24 protein-coding genes and 1 tRNA gene are annotated in these 22,617 nt (G+C 48.4%); 6 read left to right on the top strand and 19 right to left on the bottom strand.

Annotated features, from left to right (window positions below; genetic code table 11):
• Nucleotides 1–40: 40 nt before the first annotated feature.
• On the bottom strand, nucleotides 41–1,036 hold the full coding sequence (gene pheS, locus H6G46_RS04450) for a phenylalanine--tRNA ligase subunit alpha (RefSeq protein ID WP_010873555.1): 996 nt from the start codon (nucleotides 1,034–1,036) through the stop codon (nucleotides 41–43).
• Here pheS and H6G46_RS04445 point away from each other — a divergent pair.
• Nucleotides 1,035–1,178, top strand: a complete 144-nt coding sequence (locus H6G46_RS04445) for a hypothetical protein (RefSeq protein WP_158299080.1) — start codon at nucleotides 1,035–1,037, stop codon at nucleotides 1,176–1,178. The two genes, pheS and H6G46_RS04445, sit on opposite strands and share 2 nt — an antisense overlap.
• 60 nt (nucleotides 1,179–1,238) lie before the next feature.
• Here the strand turns inward: H6G46_RS04445 and H6G46_RS04440 are convergent, their stop codons facing one another.
• From H6G46_RS04440 to H6G46_RS04375, 14 genes are all read right to left on the bottom strand, one after another.
• Nucleotides 1,239–1,841: a low-complexity tail membrane protein gene (locus H6G46_RS04440; RefSeq protein WP_010873556.1), complete on the bottom strand. Its 603-nt coding sequence runs from the start codon at nucleotides 1,839–1,841 to the stop codon at nucleotides 1,239–1,241.
• A 135-nt stretch (nucleotides 1,842–1,976) separates the two neighbouring features.
• Nucleotides 1,977–2,378, bottom strand: coding sequence for a type II toxin-antitoxin system VapC family toxin (locus tag H6G46_RS04435; RefSeq protein ID WP_010873557.1), 402 nt, complete (start codon nucleotides 2,376–2,378; stop codon nucleotides 1,977–1,979).
• Between the two features lie 2 nt (nucleotides 2,379–2,380).
• On the bottom strand, nucleotides 2,381–2,620 hold the full coding sequence (locus tag H6G46_RS04430; protein WP_020862133.1) for an antitoxin: 240 nt from the start codon (nucleotides 2,618–2,620) through the stop codon (nucleotides 2,381–2,383).
• 273 nt (nucleotides 2,621–2,893) lie between these two features.
• The gene (locus H6G46_RS04425) at nucleotides 2,894–4,279 is read right to left on the bottom strand and encodes a cation:proton antiporter (protein ID WP_010873559.1); all 1,386 of its coding nucleotides are present in this window, start codon (nucleotides 4,277–4,279) and stop codon (nucleotides 2,894–2,896) included.
• 342 nt (nucleotides 4,280–4,621) lie between these two features.
• Nucleotides 4,622–5,425 (bottom strand): anti-sigma factor, encoded by an 804-nt coding sequence (locus tag H6G46_RS04420; RefSeq protein ID WP_010873560.1) that lies wholly within the window; start codon nucleotides 5,423–5,425, stop codon nucleotides 4,622–4,624.
• Nucleotides 5,426–5,429: 4 nt separating this feature from the next.
• Nucleotides 5,430–5,987 carry a sigma-70 family RNA polymerase sigma factor gene (locus tag H6G46_RS04415; protein WP_010873561.1) on the bottom strand — a complete coding sequence of 186 codons (558 nt, stop codon included), beginning with the start codon at nucleotides 5,985–5,987 and terminating at the stop codon, nucleotides 5,430–5,432.
• Nucleotide 5,988: 1 nt separating this feature from the next.
• Nucleotides 5,989–6,816, bottom strand: coding sequence for a cytochrome c biogenesis protein CcdA (locus H6G46_RS04410; protein ID WP_010873562.1), 828 nt, complete (start codon nucleotides 6,814–6,816; stop codon nucleotides 5,989–5,991).
• A 189-nt stretch (nucleotides 6,817–7,005) separates the two neighbouring features.
• Nucleotides 7,006–7,494, bottom strand: coding sequence for a thioredoxin family protein (locus H6G46_RS04405; protein WP_010873563.1), 489 nt, complete (start codon nucleotides 7,492–7,494; stop codon nucleotides 7,006–7,008).
• A gap of 103 nt (nucleotides 7,495–7,597) precedes the next feature.
• Nucleotides 7,598–8,398, bottom strand: a complete 801-nt coding sequence (gene pstB / locus H6G46_RS04400; RefSeq protein ID WP_010873564.1) for a phosphate ABC transporter ATP-binding protein PstB — start codon at nucleotides 8,396–8,398, stop codon at nucleotides 7,598–7,600.
• Nucleotides 8,399–8,512: 114 nt separating this feature from the next.
• Complete coding sequence (gene pstB, locus H6G46_RS04395; RefSeq protein WP_010873565.1) at nucleotides 8,513–9,322, bottom strand: phosphate ABC transporter ATP-binding protein PstB; 810 nt, start codon at nucleotides 9,320–9,322, stop codon at nucleotides 8,513–8,515.
• 25 nt (nucleotides 9,323–9,347) lie between these two features.
• On the bottom strand, nucleotides 9,348–10,211 hold the full coding sequence (pstA, locus tag H6G46_RS04390) for a phosphate ABC transporter permease PstA (RefSeq protein ID WP_010873566.1): 864 nt from the start codon (nucleotides 10,209–10,211) through the stop codon (nucleotides 9,348–9,350).
• A gap of 185 nt (nucleotides 10,212–10,396) precedes the next feature.
• Complete coding sequence (gene pstC, locus H6G46_RS04385; RefSeq protein WP_010873567.1) at nucleotides 10,397–11,350, bottom strand: phosphate ABC transporter permease subunit PstC; 954 nt, start codon at nucleotides 11,348–11,350, stop codon at nucleotides 10,397–10,399.
• A gap of 81 nt (nucleotides 11,351–11,431) precedes the next feature.
• The gene (gene pstS, locus H6G46_RS04380) at nucleotides 11,432–12,583 is read right to left on the bottom strand and encodes a phosphate ABC transporter substrate-binding protein PstS (protein WP_010873568.1); all 1,152 of its coding nucleotides are present in this window, start codon (nucleotides 12,581–12,583) and stop codon (nucleotides 11,432–11,434) included.
• A 321-nt stretch (nucleotides 12,584–12,904) separates the two neighbouring features.
• Entirely contained in the window at nucleotides 12,905–13,915 is a 1,011-nt protein-coding gene (locus tag H6G46_RS04375; protein WP_010873569.1) for a PstS family phosphate ABC transporter substrate-binding protein, read from the bottom strand.
• Nucleotides 13,916–14,247: 332 nt separating this feature from the next.
• On the opposite strand from H6G46_RS04375, the gene H6G46_RS04370 reads away from it, so the two are divergent.
• The 3 genes from H6G46_RS04370 (at nucleotide 14,248) to rpsN (ending at nucleotide 15,867) form a co-directional block, all read left to right on the top strand.
• Nucleotides 14,248–15,339 (top strand): pentapeptide repeat-containing protein, encoded by a 1,092-nt coding sequence (locus H6G46_RS04370; protein WP_242018581.1) that lies wholly within the window; start codon nucleotides 14,248–14,250, stop codon nucleotides 15,337–15,339.
• A gap of 53 nt (nucleotides 15,340–15,392) precedes the next feature.
• Nucleotides 15,393–15,465 (top strand) — tRNA-Arg (locus H6G46_RS04365).
• A gap of 99 nt (nucleotides 15,466–15,564) precedes the next feature.
• Nucleotides 15,565–15,867: a 30S ribosomal protein S14 gene (gene rpsN / locus H6G46_RS04360; RefSeq protein ID WP_010873571.1), complete on the top strand. Its 303-nt coding sequence runs from the start codon at nucleotides 15,565–15,567 to the stop codon at nucleotides 15,865–15,867.
• Nucleotides 15,868–16,040: 173 nt separating this feature from the next.
• Here rpsN and H6G46_RS04355 read toward each other — a convergent pair whose 3' ends face one another.
• Nucleotides 16,041–16,844 carry a PspA/IM30 family protein gene (locus tag H6G46_RS04355; RefSeq protein ID WP_010873572.1) on the bottom strand — a complete coding sequence of 268 codons (804 nt, stop codon included), beginning with the start codon at nucleotides 16,842–16,844 and terminating at the stop codon, nucleotides 16,041–16,043.
• A 226-nt stretch (nucleotides 16,845–17,070) separates the two neighbouring features.
• Between H6G46_RS04355 and H6G46_RS04350 the strand changes: the two genes are divergently transcribed.
• Nucleotides 17,071–17,292, top strand: a complete 222-nt coding sequence (locus H6G46_RS04350; RefSeq protein WP_020862115.1) for a hypothetical protein — start codon at nucleotides 17,071–17,073, stop codon at nucleotides 17,290–17,292.
• A gap of 100 nt (nucleotides 17,293–17,392) precedes the next feature.
• Nucleotides 17,393–18,052 (top strand): MBL fold metallo-hydrolase, encoded by a 660-nt coding sequence (locus H6G46_RS04345; RefSeq protein ID WP_010873573.1) that lies wholly within the window; start codon nucleotides 17,393–17,395, stop codon nucleotides 18,050–18,052.
• A gap of 103 nt (nucleotides 18,053–18,155) precedes the next feature.
• On the opposite strand, the gene secA is transcribed toward H6G46_RS04345, so the two are convergent.
• From secA to H6G46_RS04330, 3 genes are all read right to left on the bottom strand, one after another.
• The gene (secA, locus tag H6G46_RS04340; RefSeq protein WP_010873574.1) at nucleotides 18,156–20,954 is read right to left on the bottom strand and encodes a preprotein translocase subunit SecA; all 2,799 of its coding nucleotides are present in this window, start codon (nucleotides 20,952–20,954) and stop codon (nucleotides 18,156–18,158) included.
• A gap of 192 nt (nucleotides 20,955–21,146) precedes the next feature.
• A complete protein-coding gene (locus H6G46_RS04335; RefSeq protein WP_010873575.1) occupies nucleotides 21,147–21,767 on the bottom strand; it encodes a TMEM165/GDT1 family protein in 621 nt (206 codons plus the stop codon).
• Nucleotides 21,768–22,209: 442 nt separating this feature from the next.
• A complete protein-coding gene (locus H6G46_RS04330; RefSeq protein ID WP_010873576.1) occupies nucleotides 22,210–22,608 on the bottom strand; it encodes a DUF4253 domain-containing protein in 399 nt (132 codons plus the stop codon).
• Nucleotides 22,609–22,617 lie beyond the last annotated feature (9 nt).

The raw sequence follows: 22,617 nt of genomic DNA, 5'->3' as shown, positions 1-22,617 counted from the left end.
ACACGCTCTGAGAGTTAATTAGTTGATCAATTTTAAAACATTAAAACTGCCGCAGAAACCGCAGATCACTGTTATAGAGCCGACGAATATCGTCAATTTGGTGCAACACCATGGCAAATCGCTCTACCCCAAAGCCTGCGGCAAAGCCAGTGTAAACTTCCGGGTCATAACCCACTGCTTCCATTACGTTGGGGTCCACCATGCCACAGCCCATCACCTCTAGCCATTTACCCTGCCATTGCACATCCACTTCCGCTGAGGGTTCGGTAAAGGGAAAATAACTAGCCCGAAAGCGAATCGGCAATGCTTCCCCAAACATTTGTTTGATAAAAGCCTGAATGGTGCCTTTCAAATGGGTGAAAGCTAAACCTTTATCGATCGCCAATAGTTCTACTTGATGAAATACAGCAGAGTGGGTGGCATCCACCGTATCCCGCCGATAAACTCGACCAGGGGCCACAATGCGGATGGGGGGATCATGCTTCTCCATGTAACGGATTTGCACCGGGGAAGTGTGGGTACGGAGCAGACGACCATCTTTTAAAAAGAAGGTATCCTGCATATCCCGAGCGGGGTGGTCAGCGGGAATATTTAACGCTTCAAAGTTGTAATAATCCGTTTCCACTTGGGGCCCCGTAGCGACGGTGTAGCCCAAACCGACAAAAATATCCAACACCCGGTCAACGGTGCTGTTGAGGGGATGGCGACGGCCCTGGGGACGGTAACTGCCCGCCATGGTCACATCTAAAGTTTCCGCCGCTAGCTGAGCTTCGATCGCCGCATTTTGTAGATTGGCTTTGCGGGATTCCAAATCATGCTGGAGTGCCTCTTTTACCTCATTGGCGATCGCCCCAAATTTAGGTCTTTCCTCCGCAGAAAGTTTACCCATACCTTTAAGAATCAGGGACAATTCCCCTTTTTTCCCTAGGTATTGCACCCGCAATTTATCCAACCCATCCAGGTCGTCACAACCGCTGATCGCCGCCTGGGCAGACTGTTGCAGGGATTTTAAATCGGCTTCCAAAGAAATAGTCATGGAAAAATGGGTCTCTCGTAATTCCGCCCTAGCAAAGGCCTTGTTTATGGGGATGGATCAAATACTGATTAGCGCTGGTCAGGTTGATCAACAGGGGATAATTGGTCTTTCCTCGGCCATGGTCAAGGCCAACATCGGCTAAACCTAGGAAAAATCGCCCGTTACCGATTCTACCCCAGCAGAGAGCGCAAATCCTTTGTTATCAAGAGCTAATCCTTGGCACCAGGGGAATCTGCCGCAACTTAATGCCGGGAATGGTGAACTGTTGTTCGATCTGATTTGGCTCTAGGGGAATCGTCTCAGTAAACTTGGACTGGCTTGTGGATAACACCCCCAACACACTCAGGGGCACCTGCAAAAATAAATTGGCCATCAAATAGGCGATCGCCGCTAGCCCAACCCCTGCCAAACGAATCTGGGGCAAATCCGTCACCCAAGGATAGGCGATCGGAGCGTAGTAATACACCAGCCACAATAGACCCAGACTAATTATTCCCCCAAACAAAGTAATCCATCGTTGTTGGCTCCGTTTAAACAAACTTAAAATTCGCAGTTGGTCTTCCCCCAAACTATCCTGGCGCAGAGCAATGATCAGCAAACTAAAAATCTCAAAGGGCTTAAACCATTGCATCACCATCACTGGCAACCAACCCACTGCAATTAAGAAAATTAGTTCCAGGCCATAAACAGAAAAAGGGGTTCCCAGCGCTAACCCCAACATCATGGTTAACAGGGCCAATGGCACCACCACAATCCCCGCCAAATGAATCCAGAGAAATGGTTCTGCCCGAAAAGATGCGCCCATGGTTTAAATGCCTAATTGCTGATCTGGTAGTTGTACCGCACTGCGTCTAATAATACCAAATTGCCTTGGCCCAGAGCTTTTGAGTTAGATTATTTTTTCAAGATTATTAGAAATACTGATTGGAGTAGTGATGGATCAAAGCCAGTTTTCAACGGACAGACCAGGCATCCGTTTAAACTCTCCAGTATTGTCAGTTACGAGAATCAAATTAGCGTAAATAGCTTGACTAGCAATTAAAAGAGCATTGCCACCTATGGGAGTTCCCTGGTGTTCTAAAATAGCTCTGATTTTGCCATACACTTTCTCCATGCCCGCAAGCATTGGCGCAATGGGAACCAAGTCTAGAATTAAGTTAACCCTTTCCTGTAGCCTTTTTGATTGTTTTTTCTCCGCACCAAAAGCTAATTCACAAGCCACGATAATACTTGTGGAGATGTTAGCTTCCCCTACCTCTTTAATTTTGAAGAAAATCGTTCCGTTAGGATGACGAATCAAATTAGAAAGTATATTTCTGTCTAGCAAATAAGGATACTGCACACTTATAAATTAATATTATCTAGAGGAAGATTGTCAGTAAAATTTTCGGGAAAACTTTCTTCTATGTCATCCAAAAGAACCAGTTTGGCCAATAGAGAGGGTTGGGGAAGAGGCTCTATAATTAGGCGGCCATCCTGGCAATAAATTTCCACTTCGGTGGCATTGAGACGAAGATCTTCTGGTAGTGTTAGACTCTGACTTTTGCCACGGGAATCCAGTTTAACAACATAGGTTGAAGACATAGTTACAGATCTTTTCATGGAAATAATTTTAGCTCAGCCTTGGGTAGTTAAAATTTTCTTACTAGGTCAGTTTGCGAGGTGATGGGAGCGATAATTCAAGGGGAAAATTATGACTCTATAGTCTTAGGAATCTAAACTTAGTCTAGTCATACCTATCAGTCATAATTCTAGCAAGGGTTTCTACCCAAAGTAAGAATCCCCGAAAAGCTTATCAGGGAAGCCTCGAGGACAAAAAATGAATTTAGGATAAATCTAAATCTGGATTGCGATTAACTAATCTGGGGTGGGAACTGGTTTTTCCGGAGCTTCCTCCTTTTTGGCCCCTTCAAACACAGCCCGCAACCAAGGGGGAGCCACAAAGGTAGTAACAATGACCATTACGATGATGGCGGCATCGGTGGCAGGATCCAACGCTCCACTAGCGGCCCCTACCCCAGCAAAAACTAGACCCACTTCTCCCCGGGGAATCATGCCTACCCCGATCGCCAATTTGTTCAATTCCGACTTACCAAACAGGGTAAAACCGGTAACCACCTTACCCACGATCGCCACCAGGATTAAAAAGGCGGCAATAATCAAACCTTCTCGGTTAGCAGGTACGGCGGGGTTCAGCACACTGACATCGGTTTTGGCCCCCACACAGACAAAAAATACCGGCACAAAAAAGTCTGCCAGAGGCAAAATTTGTTCTTCTAAATCTTCCCGCTTTTCCGTTTCCGCTAGGATTAACCCCGCTGCGAAGGAACCCAAAATCGCCTCTAACTGAACAATTTGGGCAATGTAGGAAAGGACAAACGCCACACAAATGGATACCAAGAGCAACTGACCCCTGGTTTTCATGCGGTTGACTAGGCTGACATAGAAGGGGCTGAGCAGGCGACCAATTAAAATTGAACCCACCACAAAACCGGTGGCACTAAGGATTAAGTAGATAATATTGCTGATTTGGATCTCCCCAGTTTTTACCAAGCTACCCACCACCGCCAGCACAATAATGCCGAGGATATCGTCCAATACTGCTGCACCAATAATGATCTGCCCTTCATTGGAACTAAGGCGGTTGATCTCAGCCAACACCTTCGCAGTGATGCCGATACTGGTGGCCGTCAGGGCCGCCCCCGCAAAAATTGCTGGAATGGCCGCCACCCCAAAAATGGTCATCAAACCGATGGTGCCCAAACTAAAAGGAGTTACTACCCCCACCACCGCCACGATCGCCGCTTGGGGACCCACCCGAATCAGTTCCTTGAGGTTAGACTCCAAACCAATTTCAAATAGGAGAATAATTACCCCCAACTCGGAAATGACGGAAATCACTTCACTCTGGGCACTGAAAACGGACTGGGCCGCTTCCGGGGATAAATCCGCGGATCCCATCAGCAGTTGAATAACGAGGGAATCTTCGGGGGCCAGACCTCCTTCGGGAAATAATAATAGTTTCAGGGCCGAAACCCCCACTAACACGCCCCCCACCAATTCTCCTAGCACTGGCGGCAGATTGAGTCGGAGACAAACTTCCCCGCCCAACTTACTAGCAAAATAGATCACCACCAGACTGAGGAGCACCCCAGCCAATACCAATGGAGCTATTTCCGTTTCTGTTTCTACGGCAGTGGCGATCATTGGCCACAGGGGAGGGAGCAATGGGTTCATAAACATTTACATTGGATGTCATCTCTAAGCAGGATAAGGCAAAAGCTCCCCAATTTTTAGTGGCGTAGGACTCTGAAAATACAATCCAAACCATTCACTGAGATAGATATTTTCACTGTAGACCAGGGGCAATGGTCAATAGAAGTTGTTATTAACTATAATTCTAGTTTTTGAAATTTATTTGAAAAATTGAGGTGTGGCAGTTAAATCTCCCCCTTGTTTGAGTAGGGATTTTAGTGGGGCGATTGAGCGGGATGATCCTATCTTTAATTGACTTAAGTTTAGAACTAAAAAGACTGATCAAAGGCTGCTAGATAGATGATTTTAATTGTGTCAAACGTCCCTAGCTCAAGATTGGAAAGGCGTCTGTTGGCCTTGGATCACCATTTCTCCCCGGGGTTGACGGGCAGAAACTTCTTTTTCCTCTGTGACCATCACTTCCGAGGCAGACAACCATTTTTCAAAAGGAATCTCTAGCAAAACTTCCCCTTGGGCATTGGGTAGAAAAGAACGACAGGGCACTTTTTTGCCATCAATCACAGCCCAAAGTTGGTAAACCTTACCGTCCTTAATCGGAGGTACATCCCTTAGCACTAATAGTGCTGATGCACTTTCTGCGCCCACAATTAAACTGCCCGTTGCTTGGGATTTAGCCTGGGTGGCCCGCAGGGTTAAAAAGTTTTTGTTGGGTTCCTGAAGAAGATTAACTACCTGACGATAGGCCGACAATTGTTCAGTCTGCTGTTGATCCCCTTGGGAGTCAAGCACCTGTTGCAATGTCTGATTAGTTTGCTCAATGGTGGCTAATTGTTCCTGTAGTCGATAATTTTGCCAGCTTAAACCGGCGATCGCCGTGGCCAGTACACCGCCCAAAGCTAGTTTTCCCCAGGTAAACTTGGGAGTCGATTTAATTACGGATGGAGAAAATTGATTAACTGAAGATTGGGAAAGCAATAGGGGCGGTGGAACATCGGCCGAGGATAGTCCCAAGGGCAAAAGGTTGAGGGTAGCCCGCAGTTGCTCAACTTCCCTTACCAGGACTGGATTTTGGCTTAATAACTCCTCCACCTGGGCCTGCTCCCCTGGATTTAAATCTTCTAGCACATAGCCCGCCAACAATTCCTGCAGGGAGATCGGGTTTAGGGATTCCATCGGTTTACTCCACAAGATCCTGTAATAAATTTTTTAGCTTTAATAACCCCTGACGGGAACGGGTTTTAACCGTACCAAGGGGAATGGCTAATTTTTGGGTAATTTCCGACTGACTCAGCCCTTCATAGTAAGCCAGCTCCAACACCTGCCTTTGGTTAGGGGGCAAAGTCTCCAAGGCCGATGCTACCCGTTGGGACAACTCGGACAAAGCAGCGTTTTCCATAGGTAAATTGGGAACATTCGTTAAGTGGTTGTGTTGACAGGCTTTTAACAGTCGCCCTCGGCTCCGACCCTGGCGAATTCGGTTCAAGGCCCGGGAACGGGTGAGGGTAAGCAAAAAATTGAGTAAATTCCCCCGTTGGGAGTTGTAGGGAGTGGTGGTCTCCAGGCTAAGGAAAATTTCCTGGGTTAAATCCTCCGCATCCTGGGAGCGCTGCAATATGCGTAGGGCTAAACGATAAACCACCGCACCGTAGCGGTTATAGAGAACTCCTAGGGCAAAGGAATCTCCCCGTTGCACCGCCGCCATAATTTCTCCGTCATCCTGCACCACGACTTGCATACTAGAAAAACCAACCCAGTCCTGTCAGCAGATAATATCCCCCTGCTAACATCAACAAGCCACTACCAAGTCCCGTAACCCAATGGGAGTTTTTTAGTAAAACCCGGCTCTGTTTGATCAAACCAGTGAACAGGCTAGCGAAGAAAATAACGGCGGTGTAACCCAAAGCATAGAAAACCATCGCCATCACACTTAAACTCTGGGAACCGGTGGTGGAAGCCGCAGCTAACACGGCAAATAATACCGGACTGGCACAGGGAGAACTCACCAAAGCAAAGGTCATACCCACCCCCAGGGGCCCTGCCACAGGCAAATTAATTTGGGTTTTGGGTAGGGGTAAATGAACTAGTCCGGCAAAACTCAATCCCATGACCAGAATGATGGTGCCGATCGCCACATGAACGTAGCCCTTAAAGTCCACAATGACGGCGGTGGCAAAGGCGGAGACCAAGCCAAATAAGCTGAGCACAATTACCGTACCTAAGACAAATAGGCTAGCTTTGCCCAGGGCTTGGCGGCGGGAAGTAACTTGCAGAGTGCCAATGTAGCTCAGATTCACCGGCAATAGGGCGAGGATACAGGGGGAAAAACTAGCAAGCAGTCCCCCCAGAAAAGCCAGAGGTAGCAATACCAGGGGATTGCCGGTGTTTTGCTGGTCAAACCATTGCTGGTAATGATTTTCAACCGCGGCAATGAAATGATCCAGGCCCGCTGTCAGGGAGGCCCATTGACTAGTGAGCACCACTAAGGACAGGGCTCCCAAAAATAAAATTAGGCAAAATGCCCAGGGAGCCATGGAGGAAAAGGAGCGACGGGCACGATTTAACATGGCGATTTCAGAATTTGGTCAACGAGGAGCGAAGCAGAGGCTGACCAAACCGCCTGCGCCCCGGTGGGGAGGAAATATTTTGATAAAACCTCCAAGGTTGCTAGAGCTTAAGTGGCCCCGGGTCGGAAAATGGACAAAATTATGCAAAAAGAAATGGGGCGATTTCGGTAACAAACCCCCCGGCGTCAACTATTTTTTCGCCATTCTGGAAATTTCCCCATCAATTACCTTGGCGTAGTCCCCAGCATTGGCATTTTTACGAAATTGCTGGACAACCATCCCTGTGGCGGGATCAATGATGGCAACGGTGGCGGTTTGGGTTTTATTGGCTTCAAAGAAGGTTGTTAGCCCCAACTGCTTGGCTTTAGCTTCCGCCGCTTTGGTTGTGTTCTTGTCTGAAACATCCAGCACCACAAAGTTCACTTTGCCCTGGTACTGCTTCTTCAACTGACTAAGGGTAGGAGCAATGGTCTGACAGCCGGGGCACCAAGTGGCATAGATATCCACCACCACTGGTTTGCCTTGGAGGGAAGGGGACAGGGCTTTGGGGGCCTGGGTCTGCATCATTTGGGCAACGCTGACTTGGGGAGAGGAAAGACTCACCGAAGCCACGCCGAGGGCACCACCAAGAAAGGCGATCGCCAGAGTAGATGTTAAAAAGGAGCGGGTAGTTTTCACAGAAAGTGCCTCAATGGAAGGTTCACTTTCTATACACCTCTGACCCGGCTTTTGGATTTATTTAATTTCACCAACTTGATTTAATTAGTTAATTGACAGTTAATTAACCGAAACGACCACTGACATAATCCCGAGTCGATTCCTTGAGCGGATTTTGGAAAATTTCTTCCGTGGGGCCATATTCCACTAAGCTGCCCACTTTGGCACCTCTGTCTACCGATTCCACATTGAAAAATGCCGTGTAGTCCGACACCCGGGACGCCTGTTGCATGTTGTGGGTCACAATCACAATGGTGAATTGCTCTTTGAGTTCGTGCATTAACCCTTCAATCTTCAAGGTAGAAATGGGGTCGAGGGCCGAACAAGGTTCATCCATCAAAATTACTTCCGGCTGAACGGCGATCGCCCGGGCAATGCAGAGCCGTTGTTGCTGACCACCGGAGAGGGAAAAGCCACTGGCTTTCAATTTATCTTTCACTTCGTCCCAGAGGGCGGCCCGACGCAGGGAAGTTTCCACCAATTCGTCCATATCCCCTTGGAAATTGTTTAGCTTAGCTCCCCAGGCAATGTTTTCGTAAATTGACTTGGGAAAAGGATTGGCTTTCTGAAATACCATGCCAATGGAACAGCGTAAACCCACCGGATCAACGCTGGGGGCATAAATATCCGAACCGTGGTAGGTAATGCGTCCCTCCACCCTGGCGATGGAAACCAAATCATTCATGCGATTGAAGCAACGGAGCAGGGTGCTCTTACCACAACCGGAGGGACCAATAAAAGCCACCACCCGTCTTTCGGGAATGGAAATATTGCAATCTTTGACTGCAAGGTGGGAACCGTAATAAACGTTAACGCCCTGGGCTTCTAACACCCCCTTCGTGGCCACGCCGTTGGAAACTACCATAACTAATATCCTCTTGAAAATTTAAAAATAATTGGTTACTAATAACGGAAAAGCTTGGGTTGTTCTAGACCGAGGGACTTCCCAGGTTTGACAGAGTAAAACAGAGAGAACCATTTAACCAAAGCGCCCACTGACATAGTCCTTGGTTTCCTGTTCCTGGGGGTCACCAAACACCTTGCCAGTTCGGTCAAATTCCACCAGATAGCCCACTTTATTGCCTTTGTCCGTGGCTTCTGCGTTGTAAAAAGCAGTGTAATCCGCCACCCTGGTGGCCTGTTGCATATTGTGGGTAACGATGATGATGGTGTAGTTTTCCTTCAACTCATTCATCAACTCTTCCACTTTCAGGGTAGAAATGGGGTCTAGCGCTGAGCAGGGTTCATCCATTAACAATACTTCCGGTTGCATGGCGATCGCCCGGGCGATGCAAAGTCGTTGTTGCTGACCACCGGAAAGGGAAAAACCACTGGCTTTTAATTTATCTTTCACTTCGTCCCAGAGGGCGGCCCGTCGGAGGGAATCTTCCGCCAACTCTTCCAAATTGCCTTTGTAGCCATTGACCCTGGCACCGTACACCACGTTATCGAAAATGGTTTTTGGGAAAGGATTAGGCTTTTGGAAAACCATGCCAATATATTTCCGCACCGCAGTGACATCAATATTAGGCGAGTAGAGGTCTTGGCTATGGTAAAGAACCTTGCCCTCTAGTCGGAAACTTTCAATCAGGTCATTCAAACGGTTAAAGCAACGCAAAATGGTACTTTTACCGCAACCGGAGGGGCCAATGAAAGCAGTAATTTTATTTTTAGGAATAGTCAGGGAAACGTCCCGCACTGCCCGGTGGCTACCGTAATAGATATCTAGGTTCTGGGTAGTAAAGACGGGGATGGTTTCAGTTAATGGTTGCGCCGGGGATTCGTTCATGGGGGATTCCTCATTCAATTAGTATCTAATAAGCCTTCTTCCGGGTAAAGAAGCGGGCGGTGATGTTGGTAATCAGCACTAGAAACACCAGCAATAACGAAGCCGCCCAGGCCAATTCCTGTTGGGATTTGTAGGGCACCGACGCAAAGTTATAAACCAACACAGCCAGGGTAGCGATGGGTTCTTTTAGTCCCCGGGGCCAGAAGTTGGAGTACAAAGCAGTGAAAATTAGGGGAGCCGTTTCTCCAGCGGCCCTGGCGATCGCCAATGTGACCCCGGTGATAATGGAGGAAAGGGCAGCGGGCAGAACCACAAATAAAACAGTTTGGTATTTGTAGGCCCCTACCCCCAGGGCAGCCCAGCGAATATCCTGGGGCACAATCTGTAAAGCTTCGTCGGTGGTGCGGATAATGGTGGGTAACATCAACACCGCCAGGGCAACCCCCCCCGCAATGGCCGAAAAACCAAATAGCCCCGAAGACACCAAGGCACCGTAGGCAAATACCCCGGCAATGATGGAAGGAATACCGCTCAACAGGTTAGTGGCAAAACGTACCGCCCTGGCCACTTGGTTATCGCCGCTAAATTCGGAAAGATAAACCGCACTCAAAACGCCGATGGGTACAGCAATCACCGTGGCGATCGCCACCACAATGAAAGTCCCAATAATGGCGTTACCTACCCCACCACCGGCCAAACCGGGAGCCGGAGGTAGTTTGAGAAAAAGGTTGAGGTTAAGGCTGCGGAAACCCTGAATGGCAACAAAAATCAGCACCGCAAACAGGGGAATAACGGTGGCCAATAGACAGGCCGCCGACACGGCAGTCATGGAGTAACCAAAGATAGCTCTCAGGTCAGATTTCTTCTTTTGGAGGTTAACGGCGGTCATGGGTTTGGGGGGCCAGGGCCTAGGAGAATAAGCAAAAATATAGGTTTGGGAAGAGTTTGAGAGTTCGAGATTCGTCTTTTAAACTGACTGGCTTAATCCAGAGCTTTGATTTAAATTTCGCCCGTAATTGTCAAGTCAGGGAAACGGCTCAAACAGCCCCTAAGTAAAAATAATTGCAGCAAAAACTAATATTTAGCTTTGACTTTGTTCACAATCAGTTCTGCCAAAATATTGACAATGAAAGTAAGAACAATCAGCACAAAACCGGCATACATCAACGCCGAAACCTGCATCCCCGAAGCTTCAGCAAACTGGTTAGCTAGTAGGGAAGCAATGGTGTTGGCAGGATTCAATAAAGACCAACTCAGACGGTTAGAGTTACCAATGATCATGGTCACGGCCATCGTTTCCCCCATGGCCCTTCCTAATGCCAGCATAATCCCCCCGACAATGCCGGAGAAAGCGGCGGGAATCAACACCCGAAAAATGGTTTCCCACCGGGTAGCCCCCAGTCCCAAGGAAGCTTGTCGTAATTCCGGCGGTAAGGAAGCCAAAGAATCCCTGGCGATCGCCGTAATGATCGGCAAAATCATAATGGCCAAAACAATACTGGCGGGTAACATACCGGGGCCAGCAGGCGGGGTGCTAAAGAGGGGAATCCAACCAAAATATTCGTTTAACCACATCCCCACCGGTTTAATCAGGGGAATAATGACGAAAATGCCCCACAACCCATAGACCACACTGGGAATGGCCGCCAGCAATTCCACCATAAAAGTGAGGACAGTACGAATTTTACTGGGAATGAAATCCTCACTTAAAAACAACGCCGTACCGATGCCCAGGGGAATAGCCAGTAGTAAGGCCAAGCCGGAGTTGACCAATGTGCCCACCATAATGGCCAGGATTCCATACTGGCTGGTAACAGGATTCCAAGTATTATTGGTGATAAAGCCCAGCCCAAAAGCTTTAATTGCCGGCACCGACTGAGACAAAATCAACAGGGCGATCGCCAGCAAAATCAGCCCAATACTGACGGCAAAGGCTAAAGTTAAATACTTAAATCCCTTCTCCAAATTTTTTTCAAGATCGGAGCGGGAAGCCAGGGGCTTTGTCCGGGAATAGGGCGCAGTGGTCATGGAAAAATGGGGAATTAGGAAAGGCAAATGGGAAGGAAGATCAATGGCGATCGCCTCCCCACTCGGATATTTGCGACTGAACTATTTCAAGGTAATGGTGTAATCGGGGGAGATTTTGTCAGCAGCGGCGGCCACTTTTTCCCGCACATTTTGAGGTAAAGGTACATAACCCAAAGTGGGGGCCATGGTTTGACCTTCATTCAGACCAAATTCCACCATCGCTTCGATACCTTTAGCCTTTTCCGCATCAGCGTACTGGGGATAAAGCAACATCCAGGTGTAGGTAACAATGGGATAGGAATCAGCCCCAGCGGGGTTAGTGATGAATTCCCGCAGGTTTTCCGGCAGTTCGACTGCAGCCAGGGTGGCCGAAGCATTTTCATCGGTCGGCACAACAAACTGTCCATCCTTGTTCTGGAGGCTGGCCATGGTCAGGTTATTGTTGGTGGCGTAGCCATATTCAACGTAGCCAATGGCTCCCTCATTTTGTTGAATACCAGCGGTTACACCTTCGTTACCCTTACCACCGATGAATTTACCTTTACTGGTGGGCCACTCAACGGTTTTACCGTCACCGATGGTTTCCTTAAATTCGGGACTCATGGCGGCCAAGTTCATGGTGAAAACCGCCGTGGTACCGCTACCGTCGGAACGATGCACCACCGTGATAGGGCGATCGGGCAAGGTCAAATCGGGATTATCCGCCACTAATTTGGGGTCATTCCATTTAGTAATATTGCCCAACATGATGCCCGCCAAGGCTTCCTGGGATAACTTCAACCCTTCCACCCCAGGCAAGTTGTAGGCCATAACAATGCTACCAGCGGTCATGGGAAGCATTACCACTTCACCGTTAACCTTGGCAATCTCTTCGTCGTCCATGGCCACATCGCTGGCACCAAAATCCACGGTCTTACTCATGAATTGCTCAACCCCAGCACCACTACCCACGGACTGATAGTTAACTTCTAAGTTAGGCACAGCTTGATTGAGGGCCACAAACCAGCCTTGGTAAAGGGGAGCAGGAAAACTAGCACCGGCACCGGTCAAGGAAACTTTACTGGCAAAGGCATCTGCGGCAGTAGTTGTAGTTGCATCACCACCACCGGTTTGGGCTGTGTCACCACCACCACCACCGCCACCACAGGCTGCCAGACCAACAGTTAGTGCCAGGATAGAAGCTGTGGGCACTAAATGCTTGGACAACTTTTTAATCTGCTTGAAAGTAGTCATTGATGTGTTCTCGACGCGGATTTGTATAATCTGGCTAAACAGTTGCTCATGATACAGTCATTAAGCCAGACCATGGTAAAGGGAAGGTTAAGGTCTATGGAATTGGGATTTTCTTCCTGGGAATCCCCAATACTTGCCCCTTGAGAAAGTGTTTGGAAAGTTCTGTTTTGGCTGTTTAATCCCCCCTAGCCCCCTTTGGAAGGGGGAAACTGTTACACAAGTCCCTCTTTTTAAGCCGGAGCTTTAGTAAGGAGATTTAGGGGGATAAATCCTTTGATTTTGACTTTTCAAACAAACTCTGACGGCTTCGCCCCTTGTTTATTATTCAAAGGAGGCTTGTTTCTTTAACAACTCACCAATGGTCAGATCCATAACACTTTCGCCACCGAAGACCGTGCCCACTTCCCCTTTGTTGAAGCTAATTTTGCCTAGGTTATAGGCTTCCTCGGGCAAGGGAATATAACCAACCTTGGTGGCAGTGGCAGAGGCGTTGGCCAGATAAAAATCGACAAATTCCCGTAGGGCAGGATTATCTTGGGCTTTGGTTGCGTTGACGTAGATAAATAAAGGGCGGGACAGGGGTTGATACTCAGATTTTTCCACCGTTTCTCGGGAAGGCAGCACTGGTCCTCTACCGTTATCGACCCCAATGGCTTTCAAGTCAGCAATACGACCTTCGTAGTAGGCAAAGCCAAAATAGCCTAGGGAATAAAGGTCTTGGACAACTCCCTGCACCAAAATTTCATCGTCTTCACTTTTTAGGGTATCGAGACGACTAGCTCCAGCTTGACCAACGATCGCCTCGGTGAAGTAATCAAAGGTGCCAGAATCCTCACCGGGGGAGTAGAGGTTAATAGGTTGGTCGGGAAATTCGGGCCGGACTTGGTTCCAGCGGGTCAAGGTTTTTTCGGCGGCAGGTTCCCAAATGCGCTTTAGCTCTTCGACAGTCAAACTTTTCAGCCAGTCATTTTTGGGATTGCTGACCACAGTAATGGCATCAAAGGCAATGGGCAATTCCACATACCGCACCTGGTTGTCATTACATAATTTCATTTCCTGCTTGTTAATGGGGCGGGATGCGTCAGCAATGTCTGTTTTACCCTCGCAAAATAGCTTAAAACCGCCGCCAGTGCCAGAAAATTCCACATCAATGTCGACCCCTTTCTTACCCCCAGAGAAATCTGCAACAATCGCCTCGGTAATGGGGTAAACCGTACTCGAACCATTAATGGCGATCGATTGACTGGTCTGGGATGGTGTACAGGCAGAAATTCCCAACAAGAGCAAAGCCATAGGGACAATGCCCCGGCTCAATCGACTTAAATCAAACATTTTTACTTCTCCGCCCCCAGGGTGGTCGATTGTGATTAGCCGTTGACGGTAGCTTTAGGGCATCTATCAACATTTTTGTATATTAAAGTCGCCCCGGCTGGTTGAAGGTTAAGCCCTAGTAAAGGTTTGGTTAAAGGGCTGGAGAGGTTGATCGTGCCGTATTTTTCGTCCCTAACATTTGTAAACCAAGGGATATATTCTTCGAGCCGTAATTCCAGTCTTTCAGGAAAAATTAATGGGACGGGACTCCATGAACAATGCCACAACGTCTGCCCAGGGGACTTTTTGCCCCGATTAACCTAGACTTGAGAAAAAAGCTGATTTTTGTGACTATGGCGACCTTTTCCTCCCTCGAAATTTTTAACCCCCATCTTTCGGCCATGGCTTTGGGGGCGGATTTCCATTGGCAGACCCAGGGAGAAAAGGGCCATCTGGCTTTGACTTTAATTCCCCAAGCTGACGGTCAATGGTTATCACTGTTGGGGGGAAAACTGCGCTTTTGGCTACGGGGCATTAGTTTAACAGTCCAGGCTGAAGGCGCGACCACTGACCATGGGCAAAAATTTTTTAATGTGGGGGAGATAGTTTTCCCGTCAGAAGCTGTTTCTCCCCAAACTGTAAATGTTGAACTTGCCCTAACTGGACAATGGGCCCGACTCCAGGCAGAAGTTAAAGCAGAAGCTCGGCAGGTGGCGATCGCCGAAACCCAAGGCCTGTGGCCACCGGATTTGAGTCCGAACCAATTGGCTATTGCCGATCGCCTGTTGGCTAAGTTTATAGCGGAAAATTACCTAACTCCGGCCCTTTGTTGGGGTCAATGGCTCCTGAGCAAATCAGTCGATGCCGATCCTCAAATTATCTGGCAACCTCTATACAATGTCGAAAATAATCGCACCGTAACGGAAGCAGACACCGGGAACCTTGGCGATCGCCTGCAATTAATCATCAACTCCCCCCAGTTGGATTGCCTTACCCTGGGGAAGTTAGTCGGTTTGGACCCGCAACGGGATTTGGCGGGAGGCAAATTTGTGGGTGCTAACCTCAACAGCATTGACCTTAGTAATGGCCAACTAATGGACAGCAATTTCCGGGGAGCTATTCTGACCGACAGCGATTTGAGTAATACCGATCTCCGCCGGTCCAATTTTCGGGGTGCAGACCTGAGTGGCGCTTACCTAGAAGGGGCTAATCTCAGCCAAGTTGATTTTCGTAAAAGTAGTTTAGCCCTAGCAACTTTAATCGGCACAGACCTACGGGAAGCGGATTTGCGGGGAGCCACTCTCCAAAACGTCAATTTCAGTGGCGCAAAGGTGGAAAATCTCAGTTTTGGTGACAATCCGGGGTTAGCTCCCAGTCAGGAAGCTTGGTTACTGGAAAATGGTGCCCAGTTAGCTTCCGAATCGGTGCAGGAAATGTTACGCTGATAGCTGGTGTGAATTCTTTTCGCAAGATGAAAGGGTCAGCCCAAGTCTGTCCTGGACACGTAGCTCAGTGGATAGAGCATCAGGTTCCGGTCCTGAGGGTCGGGGGTTCGAATCCCTCCGTGTTCGTCTAGTTCCATTACCTTTCATAAACCTTTGTGTCCCCAAGCAGTGTGATATGATGGGGAGTGCTCAATTTTTAGACTAAAGAAATAAAGTTAAACCCCGATGGCAAAAAAATCCATGATCGAGCGGGATAAGCGTCGTAGCCGCTTGGTAGCAAAGTATGCTGCTAAACGGGAAGCGCTCAAAGAAGAATTCCGTCAAGCTGAAACCCTAGAAGACAAATTAGCTGTTCACCAAAAATTGCAGGATTTACCCCGCAATAGCGCCCCCAACCGTCGCCGTAACCGCTGTCAGGTTACAGGTCGTCCCCGTTCCTACTACCGTGACTTTGGCCTTTGCCGCAATGTTTTACGGGAATGGGCCCACCAGGGTCTTTTGCCCGGTGTAACCAAGTCTAGCTGGTAATATTGCCCAGTTCTGGCTGTGGGTGATCGAGGCTTTGATTGCTTCCTGTAGGGAAACTCGAACCCCTAATCATAGTTGCTGGAGTCTGACCCACTAGCATTTGTAATTCAATCTGATCAATTTCCCCCAAAACCTAGGTTAATGGGGGATTTTTACTGGCTGAGTTAAACCAATTACAGATTATTTAACCGACGACGTAGGTCGTCCAATTCCTGGTCAATCACCGCATCATCTTGACTGGCATTATTAGCTGGTACTGAGGAATCAACAGGAGCCGCTTCGAGTTGGGGCGTAGCGGCAGAGGTTCCCGGTAATGCTCCACCGGCCATGGAAGCTTTCAGGGCGGCCAACTCGTCTTCTACCCCACTGCTGGCTTCCAACTGGGCAAACTGGTTCTCGATGCCAAAGCCGGCTAACTCCCCTGCCGCTTGGGAAGTGGCTTCCATATCCAGTACCTTGTTCTCCATCCGTTCAAAAGCACTAGTAGCACTGCTAGTACCTAAGCCCCCGAGGGTTTGCTGCAGTTCAGCATTAGCCTTGGCCGCTTTGGCCCTGGCCTGCAACATATTTTTCTTGGTTTTAGCTTCGGAAATTTTTGCTTCTAGAGCCGCGAGGTTGCGACGGAGATTCTCCGACATGGTCCTCTGTTGGGCTAGCTGGGTTTGGTACGCCGCCGCCGTATCTGTCAGACTTTTTTTGCGGGCCAGGGCTTCCCTAGCCAAATTTTCTTCCCCATTGGTGAGGGCTAATTTTGCCCGGTCTTCCCATTTCTTGGCTTCCTGGGTGTCTTGGTTAAGACGTTGCTCTGTTCGTTTTTCTTCGGCGATCGTGCGGGCAACGGCCTGGCGGAGTTGCACCAGGTCTTCCTGCATATCGATCACGGCCTGTTCCAGAACTTTTTCTGGATCTTCAGCTTTACTGACGAGGTCGTTGAGGTTAGCCCGGACGACGCGGCCTAAACGGTCAAATAATCCCATGTCTTACTTATCCTCTCAAAATCGCTGGGGGTTAACGAATGGGGGTCTGTACAGAAGTCCGCATAAGGGGGACTAAGGAGTTGGCCCTATGTTGATCCAGTGTAAACCAAGCCCGCAGACACTAGACAGCCTTGGAGTTGGTTTTAGTGGCTTTCGCCATGGTGCCCTACCCTAGAATGGAAACACAGGTAGTCCAATCGAGATTTGATTGTGGAGGCATAGCGTTATGGCAAGTCTATTTAAAATTTTGCGCTCCCTTGCCATTCCAGCGGTGATTGCTGGTCTGGCTTTTATCAGCATCGGTGATATGTTTTTGCCCGATCCCTGGGCTAGTTATAGCAAAAACACCAGGGAACAAATTAATCAAAAATTATTGGGGATGGCTCCAAAGCCAAATATTAAAAAGCCCAGTGAAATGAGGGAAAAACAACTTGAACAGTTAAAGTAGTTGGGCTTGGGCTTAATTGCTATTCCTAGTCTGCTGACAAGATTTTGCCCTACCCGCCGAATCCTTTCGTTATCCTTCCCTACCCGTAACCTATTTTTCCATGGCGATCGCCAAATTACCCCGTCAAATTCTGCCCAACCTGTATCGTTTTGCACCCAATCGGGACACCCTGGGGGGAACAGCCTATTTATTAATCACTGGGGAGGGCAATGTGTTGATCGATTGTCCGGCTTGGCATGAAGACAATGAAGCATGGTTGGGGGAACAAGGCCCGGTGCGTTGGCTATGTCTGACCCATCGAGATGGCCATGGCCCCAAAGTGAAAACAATCCAGGAAAAGTTAAGCTGTCAGGTGGTGGTACAGGAACAGGAGGCTTACCTTTTGCCCGGGGCAAGGATATGTCGTTTTCGGGAACAATTGGCGATGGCCCCGTTCCTCACGGCCATCTGGACTCCTGGTTATTCTCCCGGTGCTAGTTGCTATTACTGGGGAGAGAACGGCGGTATTCTTTTCACCGGCCGTCATTTACTGCCCGATGGGGAAGGTAATCTAAGGGCCATTAAGCAGGCTAAAACATTCCACTGGCCCCGTCAGCAAGCCAGTGTGGAAAAAATTCATCGCTATTTGGATGAAAAAAATCTGCCCCTCAGAGCGGTTTGCCCAGGGGGAAATGTGGGTTATTTGCGGGGAGAAGATTGGTGCTTAAATCCGAGGGAATCACTGGAGTCAATGCTCAGGGAGTTTCAGGCAAAAGTCTAACGGCAGTTAAGACCATGTAAGCCCCCAATCAAACTGGGGAGGTGGCATTTGCCTAAATCCAAATCTCCCCTTCCGCACAAAACTTGACTGACTAGGACTAGGGTTAAACGGCCTGGGGTTGTTGCTGGGGCTGGAACTGGAAGAGAGAATAAACCACGTTGCGGCGGATATCGATCATCATTTCCAGGAACATTTCATAACCTTCTTGCTTATATTCAATCAAGGGATCTTTTTGTCCATAGCCCCGTAAACCGATGGATTCCCGGAGAGCTTCCATGGACTGGAGATGCTCCCGCCAGAGATTGTCGATCTGTTGGAGGATAAAATACCGTTCCGCCTCCCGCATTAGTCCTGGACGCACCTTATCTACCTGGGTTTCTTTCAGATCATAGGCTTTGCGGACTTCTTCGTGGAAGAAGGTTTTCATTTCCCACACGGTCATATCCCCCAAATCTTCCACCGTTAGGTCTTCGAGTAAATAAACGAACTGCTTAGCCTTGTCGAGCATATTTTCCACGTCCCATTCCTCCGGGGGCAATTCCGGGTTGACGTATGCATCGACAATTTCATCCATGGTTTTTTCGGCATAAACTAGCACCTGCTCTTTTAAATCCAAACCTTCCAGCACCCGCCGCCGCTCTGCATAGATAGCTTTCCGCTGATTATTCATCACCTCGTCATACTCAAACACCTGCTTACGGATGTCGTAGTAATAGGTTTCCACCTTCTTCTGGGCCCCTTCTAGGGAACCGGTGAGCATTTTGGATTCAATAGGCATATCTTCTTCCACCCGGAACATATTCATTAGTCCCGCCACCCGATCGCCGCCGAAGATGCGGAGTAAGTTATCCTCCAAGCTGAGGAAAAAGCGTGTGGAGCCCGGGTCCCCTTGGCGACCAGCCCGCCCCCGCAATTGGTTATCTACCCGACGGGATTCATGGCGTTCCGTGCCAATGACGTGCAGTCCCCCCAACTCTACCACTTCTTTATGTTCCGCTGAGGTTAGAACTTCGTATTCCCTGCGAATTTGGTTATACACCTCCCGCAGTTTGAGAATCACAGGATCATCGGTGGGGCCCTTCTCCGAGGCGATCGCCAATTTGTCTTCTGCTTCCAGTTCTGTTAAACTTTGCAGACCGTACTGATCCACTGCAAATTTAACAGCTTTTTTGAGTAAGTCTTCCGTTTCCTGGCTAATGGTAGTGGGGTAAATGTCCGGCGATACTTGCCAGGTTTTCACCTTTTTTTTGCCATTTTGATTGCCAAACCCCTGGGGTTTTTCTCGGCCACTGACCCAACCTGTTACCCCAGCCCCCAGTTCGTCATCTTCCGGGCGGACAATTTTCGGCATTAAATATTCCCGCACTTTCAGGCGAGCCATATAGTCCGAGTTCCCCCCCAAAATAATGTCCGTACCCCGACCAGCCATGTTGGTAGCAATGGTTACCGCCCCTTTGCGTCCTGCCTGGGCCACAATTTCCGATTCCCTTTCTACATTCTCCGGCCGAGCATTGAGCAAGTTATGGTGAATGCCGCTGGACTGCAACAGTCGGGAAATAACTTCTGATTTTTCCACGCTAGTAGTACCCACCAGGATGGGACGACCCTGTTGGTGCAATTCTTCGCATTCCAATGCTACCGCTTTCCACTTTGCTTCTTCGTTTTTATAGACCACATCGGGCCAATCCTGACGGCTAGAAGGACGGTTAGTAGGGGTAATGGTTACCTGGAGGTTATAAACCTTTTCCAATTCCGTTTCTTCCGTTTTGGCTGTCCCCGTCATGCCGGAAAGTTTGGGGTAAAGCAGAAAGAAATTTTGGTAAGTAATAGTGGCCAAAGTTTGACTTTCCTTTTGGATTTCCACCCGCTCCTTAGCTTCGATCGCCTGGTGCAAACCGTCACTCCAACGGCGACCGACCATAATCCGACCGGTGAATTCATCCACAATCACGACTTCCCCATTACGAACAATGTAATTCACATCTTTGAGGAATAATTCCTTCGCTTTGATGGCATTGAAAATGTAGTGGGCCCAGGGATCATTCTTGTCGAATAAATCCGTGGTTTGTAACAATTGTTCCGCCTTCTCAAAGCCTTCATCGGTCATGAGCACGTTACGCTGTTTTTCATCCACTTCATAATGAATCTCCGGCTCCAACTGGGCGGCAATGTCCGACGCTTGCAAATATTTCTCTGTGGGGCGCTCCACTTGACCAGAAATGATCAAAGGAGTACGGGCTTCATCAATTAAAATCGAGTCAACTTCGTCAATGATGCAAAAATTAAAGGGGCGCTGTACCACTTCAATCATGGCGGTGGACATGTTGTCCCGTAAATAGTCAAACCCTAGTTCGCTGTTGGTGGTGTAGGTAATATCGCAGGCGTAATTCTTTTTCCTTTCCTCAGGATTCATGCCGGACTGTACTAGACCCACCGTTAAGCCCAAAAAGCGATGGATTTGCCCCATCCATTCCGCATCCCGCCGGGCCAGGTAATCGTTCACCGTCACCACATGGACCCCTTTGCCCGTTAAACCGTTCAGATAGGAAGGTAGAGTGGCCACCAGGGTTTTTCCTTCCCCAGTTTTCATTTCCGCAATTTGCCCTTTGTGGAGAATAATGCCCCCCAACAGTTGCACGTCAAAGTGACGCATACCCAACACCCGTTTCCCCGCTTCCCGCACCACGGCAAAGGCTTCTGGCAAAATTTCGTCTAGGATTTCTTCTGTTTCCGCATCGCTGCGGGCCTTATCCAACGCTTCCCGAAATTCGACGGTTTTATACTTCAACTCATCGTCAGACAGCTTTTCAATGTCCTCTTCGTAGAGGTTGACCTCCGCCACGTAGGGTTGAAACTTTTTCAGTTTGCGGGTATTGGGATCACCAAAGAGGGCTTTTAACATGGGACTTGGGATAGGGAACCGATGGGCAGTCTAACTGGGGAATTTAACGGTCAGGCGATCACCATTCTCTGGCTTTTTTGGGCACAGGAGTTAGCAATCCTTCAACGACTTATCTTAACATTCCGTATCGTTCCGGTCGGTAGGGGAATTCAATCCCGTCAGTGACTAGTGGTTGATCTGCAAATCCGAGTCCTATGCAATCTTGGTCCACCAGGAAACCACAGCAAATAGATAGAATAAAAGCCCACCAATCAACGTCACTGTTTTCTCAGAAATACGCCCTGCCACAAATTTTCCTCCCATCACCGCAATCACCGCACAGATGGTATGGCCAAGAATGGCACCCGCCGACACTCCCCAGGCATTATTAGACGCTGCTAAAGCAATGGTTGCAATCTGGGTGCGATCGCCCCATTCCGCCACAAAGGTGAGGGCAAAGCTTTCCACCACAATGCCCCATCCCCGGGGCACAATTTTTAACTTTTTCTCGCCGGAGGCAATGGCTTTTTCTGCATCTTCCATTTCCTCCAGATTTGCCGTGGCTTTTATCCGCCGAGCGTCCCACAATAGTTTTGTGCCAAAAATCAAGAAAAGAGCTACCTCGGCATAGTTGATGTATCTAGTGGGCAAAAAGGTGAAAATTTGTCCCATTAATACTGACAAAATAGTCATTGCCGCCAATCCTCCCACTACTCCGACTAACACCCAACGGCGGGGATAGCGCATAGCTAAAATCATGGCAATAAAAAAAGTTTTATCCCCTAATTCCGAAACAGTTATCAACAATAATCCGGCAGTAAAAGCGGTCAGCATAGATCAGCCAGGAACAGAGCAACGCAGTAAACACCTGCCCAATTTATCATGATCTAGGTTATTTCTCTTTAAATAAACTCAATTTTTTTCATCAACTGTTTAGCCCACATTAATTCATATTTTATTCATTTTATCTTCATTTTTATTTCATTGTTTTTTGAGTTGCTGTTTAGTATTGACATAAAATAAAATTCTGTTGGTCAATTTATTTGAACTATAAATATTTAGTCTTTTATGCACTCTATTTGTATTGATGTATGTTTGCAAGGCGATCAGATCTAAAAGTCTGTTCAGAGAGTTGAGTTTTGGCTGTTTAATCCCCCCTTGGAAAGGGGGTAACTGTCACAAAAGTCGCCCTTTTTAAGCCAGAGCTTTAGTGAGGAGATTTAGGAGGATAAATACCTAGCCTGGCACGTTTCAAACACTTTCTAAACGATCAAACCTAGTCCCACCAAAGGGCTACCCCTTGGTCTTGGCGCAGGGCATTTTGCAGGATGGTTAACCCAAAGTCGGGATCATCCCAATCCACTCCCTCTAGCAGGTTTTGCAAATCGGGGGGGATTTCTTCGCCAGCTTCCTTGCCCATCGCGAGAATATCATCAAAACAACCAAATCCCTGGTCAATGACATCGGGGCAGAACTCGTAAATTTCCTCGGCTAGGGCTTTCAAATCCGTGGGTAAGTTCTCAAAGCGGACTATGAGGCTATCAAAGCTCACTTCACCGATTTCAATGCCATATTGCCCATCCCATTGCTGAAGCTTAGCAATCAAATCTTCGGTGGTGATGTCGTAGTTAATGCCGTTGGTTTGTTGCTCAATAATTGCCGTTGGATCAAACATAAAATAAAC

Origin of the sequence: Synechocystis sp. FACHB-908 (assembly GCF_014698595.1) — a bacterium.
Classification (GTDB): Bacteria; Cyanobacteriota; Cyanobacteriia; order Cyanobacteriales; family Microcystaceae; genus Synechocystis.
This window is presented reverse-complemented; position numbering and strand designations above follow the sequence as displayed.

Excerpts from the sequence above, each read along its gene's own strand:
- H6G46_RS04440 (WP_010873556.1), bottom strand. The coding sequence starts at position 1,841 with ATGGGCGCATCTTTTCGGGCAGAACCATTTCTCTGGATTCATTTGGCG.
- H6G46_RS04375 (WP_010873569.1), bottom strand. The coding sequence starts at position 13,915 with ATGTTTGATTTAAGTCGATTGAGCCGGGGCATTGTCCCTATGGCTTTG.
- pstS (WP_010873568.1), bottom strand. The coding sequence starts at position 12,583 with ATGACTACTTTCAAGCAGATTAAAAAGTTGTCCAAGCATTTAGTGCCC.
- H6G46_RS04345 (WP_010873573.1), top strand. The coding sequence starts at position 17,393 with ATGGCGATCGCCAAATTACCCCGTCAAATTCTGCCCAACCTGTATCGT.
- pheS (WP_010873555.1), bottom strand. The coding sequence starts at position 1,036 with ATGACTATTTCTTTGGAAGCCGATTTAAAATCCCTGCAACAGTCTGCC.
- H6G46_RS04335 (WP_010873575.1), bottom strand. The coding sequence starts at position 21,767 with ATGCTGACCGCTTTTACTGCCGGATTATTGTTGATAACTGTTTCGGAA.
- secA (WP_010873574.1), bottom strand. The coding sequence starts at position 20,954 with ATGTTAAAAGCCCTCTTTGGTGATCCCAATACCCGCAAACTGAAAAAG.
- pstC (WP_010873567.1), bottom strand. The coding sequence starts at position 11,350 with ATGACCACTGCGCCCTATTCCCGGACAAAGCCCCTGGCTTCCCGCTCC.
- pstB (WP_010873564.1), bottom strand. The coding sequence starts at position 8,398 with ATGGTAGTTTCCAACGGCGTGGCCACGAAGGGGGTGTTAGAAGCCCAG.
- H6G46_RS04445 (WP_158299080.1), top strand. The coding sequence starts at position 1,035 with ATGGAAAAATGGGTCTCTCGTAATTCCGCCCTAGCAAAGGCCTTGTTT.
- H6G46_RS04350 (WP_020862115.1), top strand. The coding sequence starts at position 17,071 with ATGGCAAGTCTATTTAAAATTTTGCGCTCCCTTGCCATTCCAGCGGTG.
- H6G46_RS04420 (WP_010873560.1), bottom strand. The coding sequence starts at position 5,425 with ATGGAATCCCTAAACCCGATCTCCCTGCAGGAATTGTTGGCGGGCTAT.
- pstB (WP_010873565.1), bottom strand. The coding sequence starts at position 9,322 with ATGAACGAATCCCCGGCGCAACCATTAACTGAAACCATCCCCGTCTTT.
- H6G46_RS04425 (WP_010873559.1), bottom strand. The coding sequence starts at position 4,279 with ATGTTTATGAACCCATTGCTCCCTCCCCTGTGGCCAATGATCGCCACT.
- H6G46_RS04355 (WP_010873572.1), bottom strand. The coding sequence starts at position 16,844 with ATGGGATTATTTGACCGTTTAGGCCGCGTCGTCCGGGCTAACCTCAAC.
- H6G46_RS04370 (WP_242018581.1), top strand. The coding sequence starts at position 14,248 with ATGGCGACCTTTTCCTCCCTCGAAATTTTTAACCCCCATCTTTCGGCC.
- pstA (WP_010873566.1), bottom strand. The coding sequence starts at position 10,211 with ATGACCGCCGTTAACCTCCAAAAGAAGAAATCTGACCTGAGAGCTATC.
- H6G46_RS04415 (WP_010873561.1), bottom strand. The coding sequence starts at position 5,987 with ATGCAAGTCGTGGTGCAGGATGACGGAGAAATTATGGCGGCGGTGCAA.
- H6G46_RS04410 (WP_010873562.1), bottom strand. The coding sequence starts at position 6,816 with ATGTTAAATCGTGCCCGTCGCTCCTTTTCCTCCATGGCTCCCTGGGCA.
- H6G46_RS04330 (WP_010873576.1), bottom strand. The coding sequence starts at position 22,608 with ATGTTTGATCCAACGGCAATTATTGAGCAACAAACCAACGGCATTAAC.
- H6G46_RS04430 (WP_020862133.1), bottom strand. The coding sequence starts at position 2,620 with ATGTCTTCAACCTATGTTGTTAAACTGGATTCCCGTGGCAAAAGTCAG.
- rpsN (WP_010873571.1), top strand. The coding sequence starts at position 15,565 with ATGGCAAAAAAATCCATGATCGAGCGGGATAAGCGTCGTAGCCGCTTG.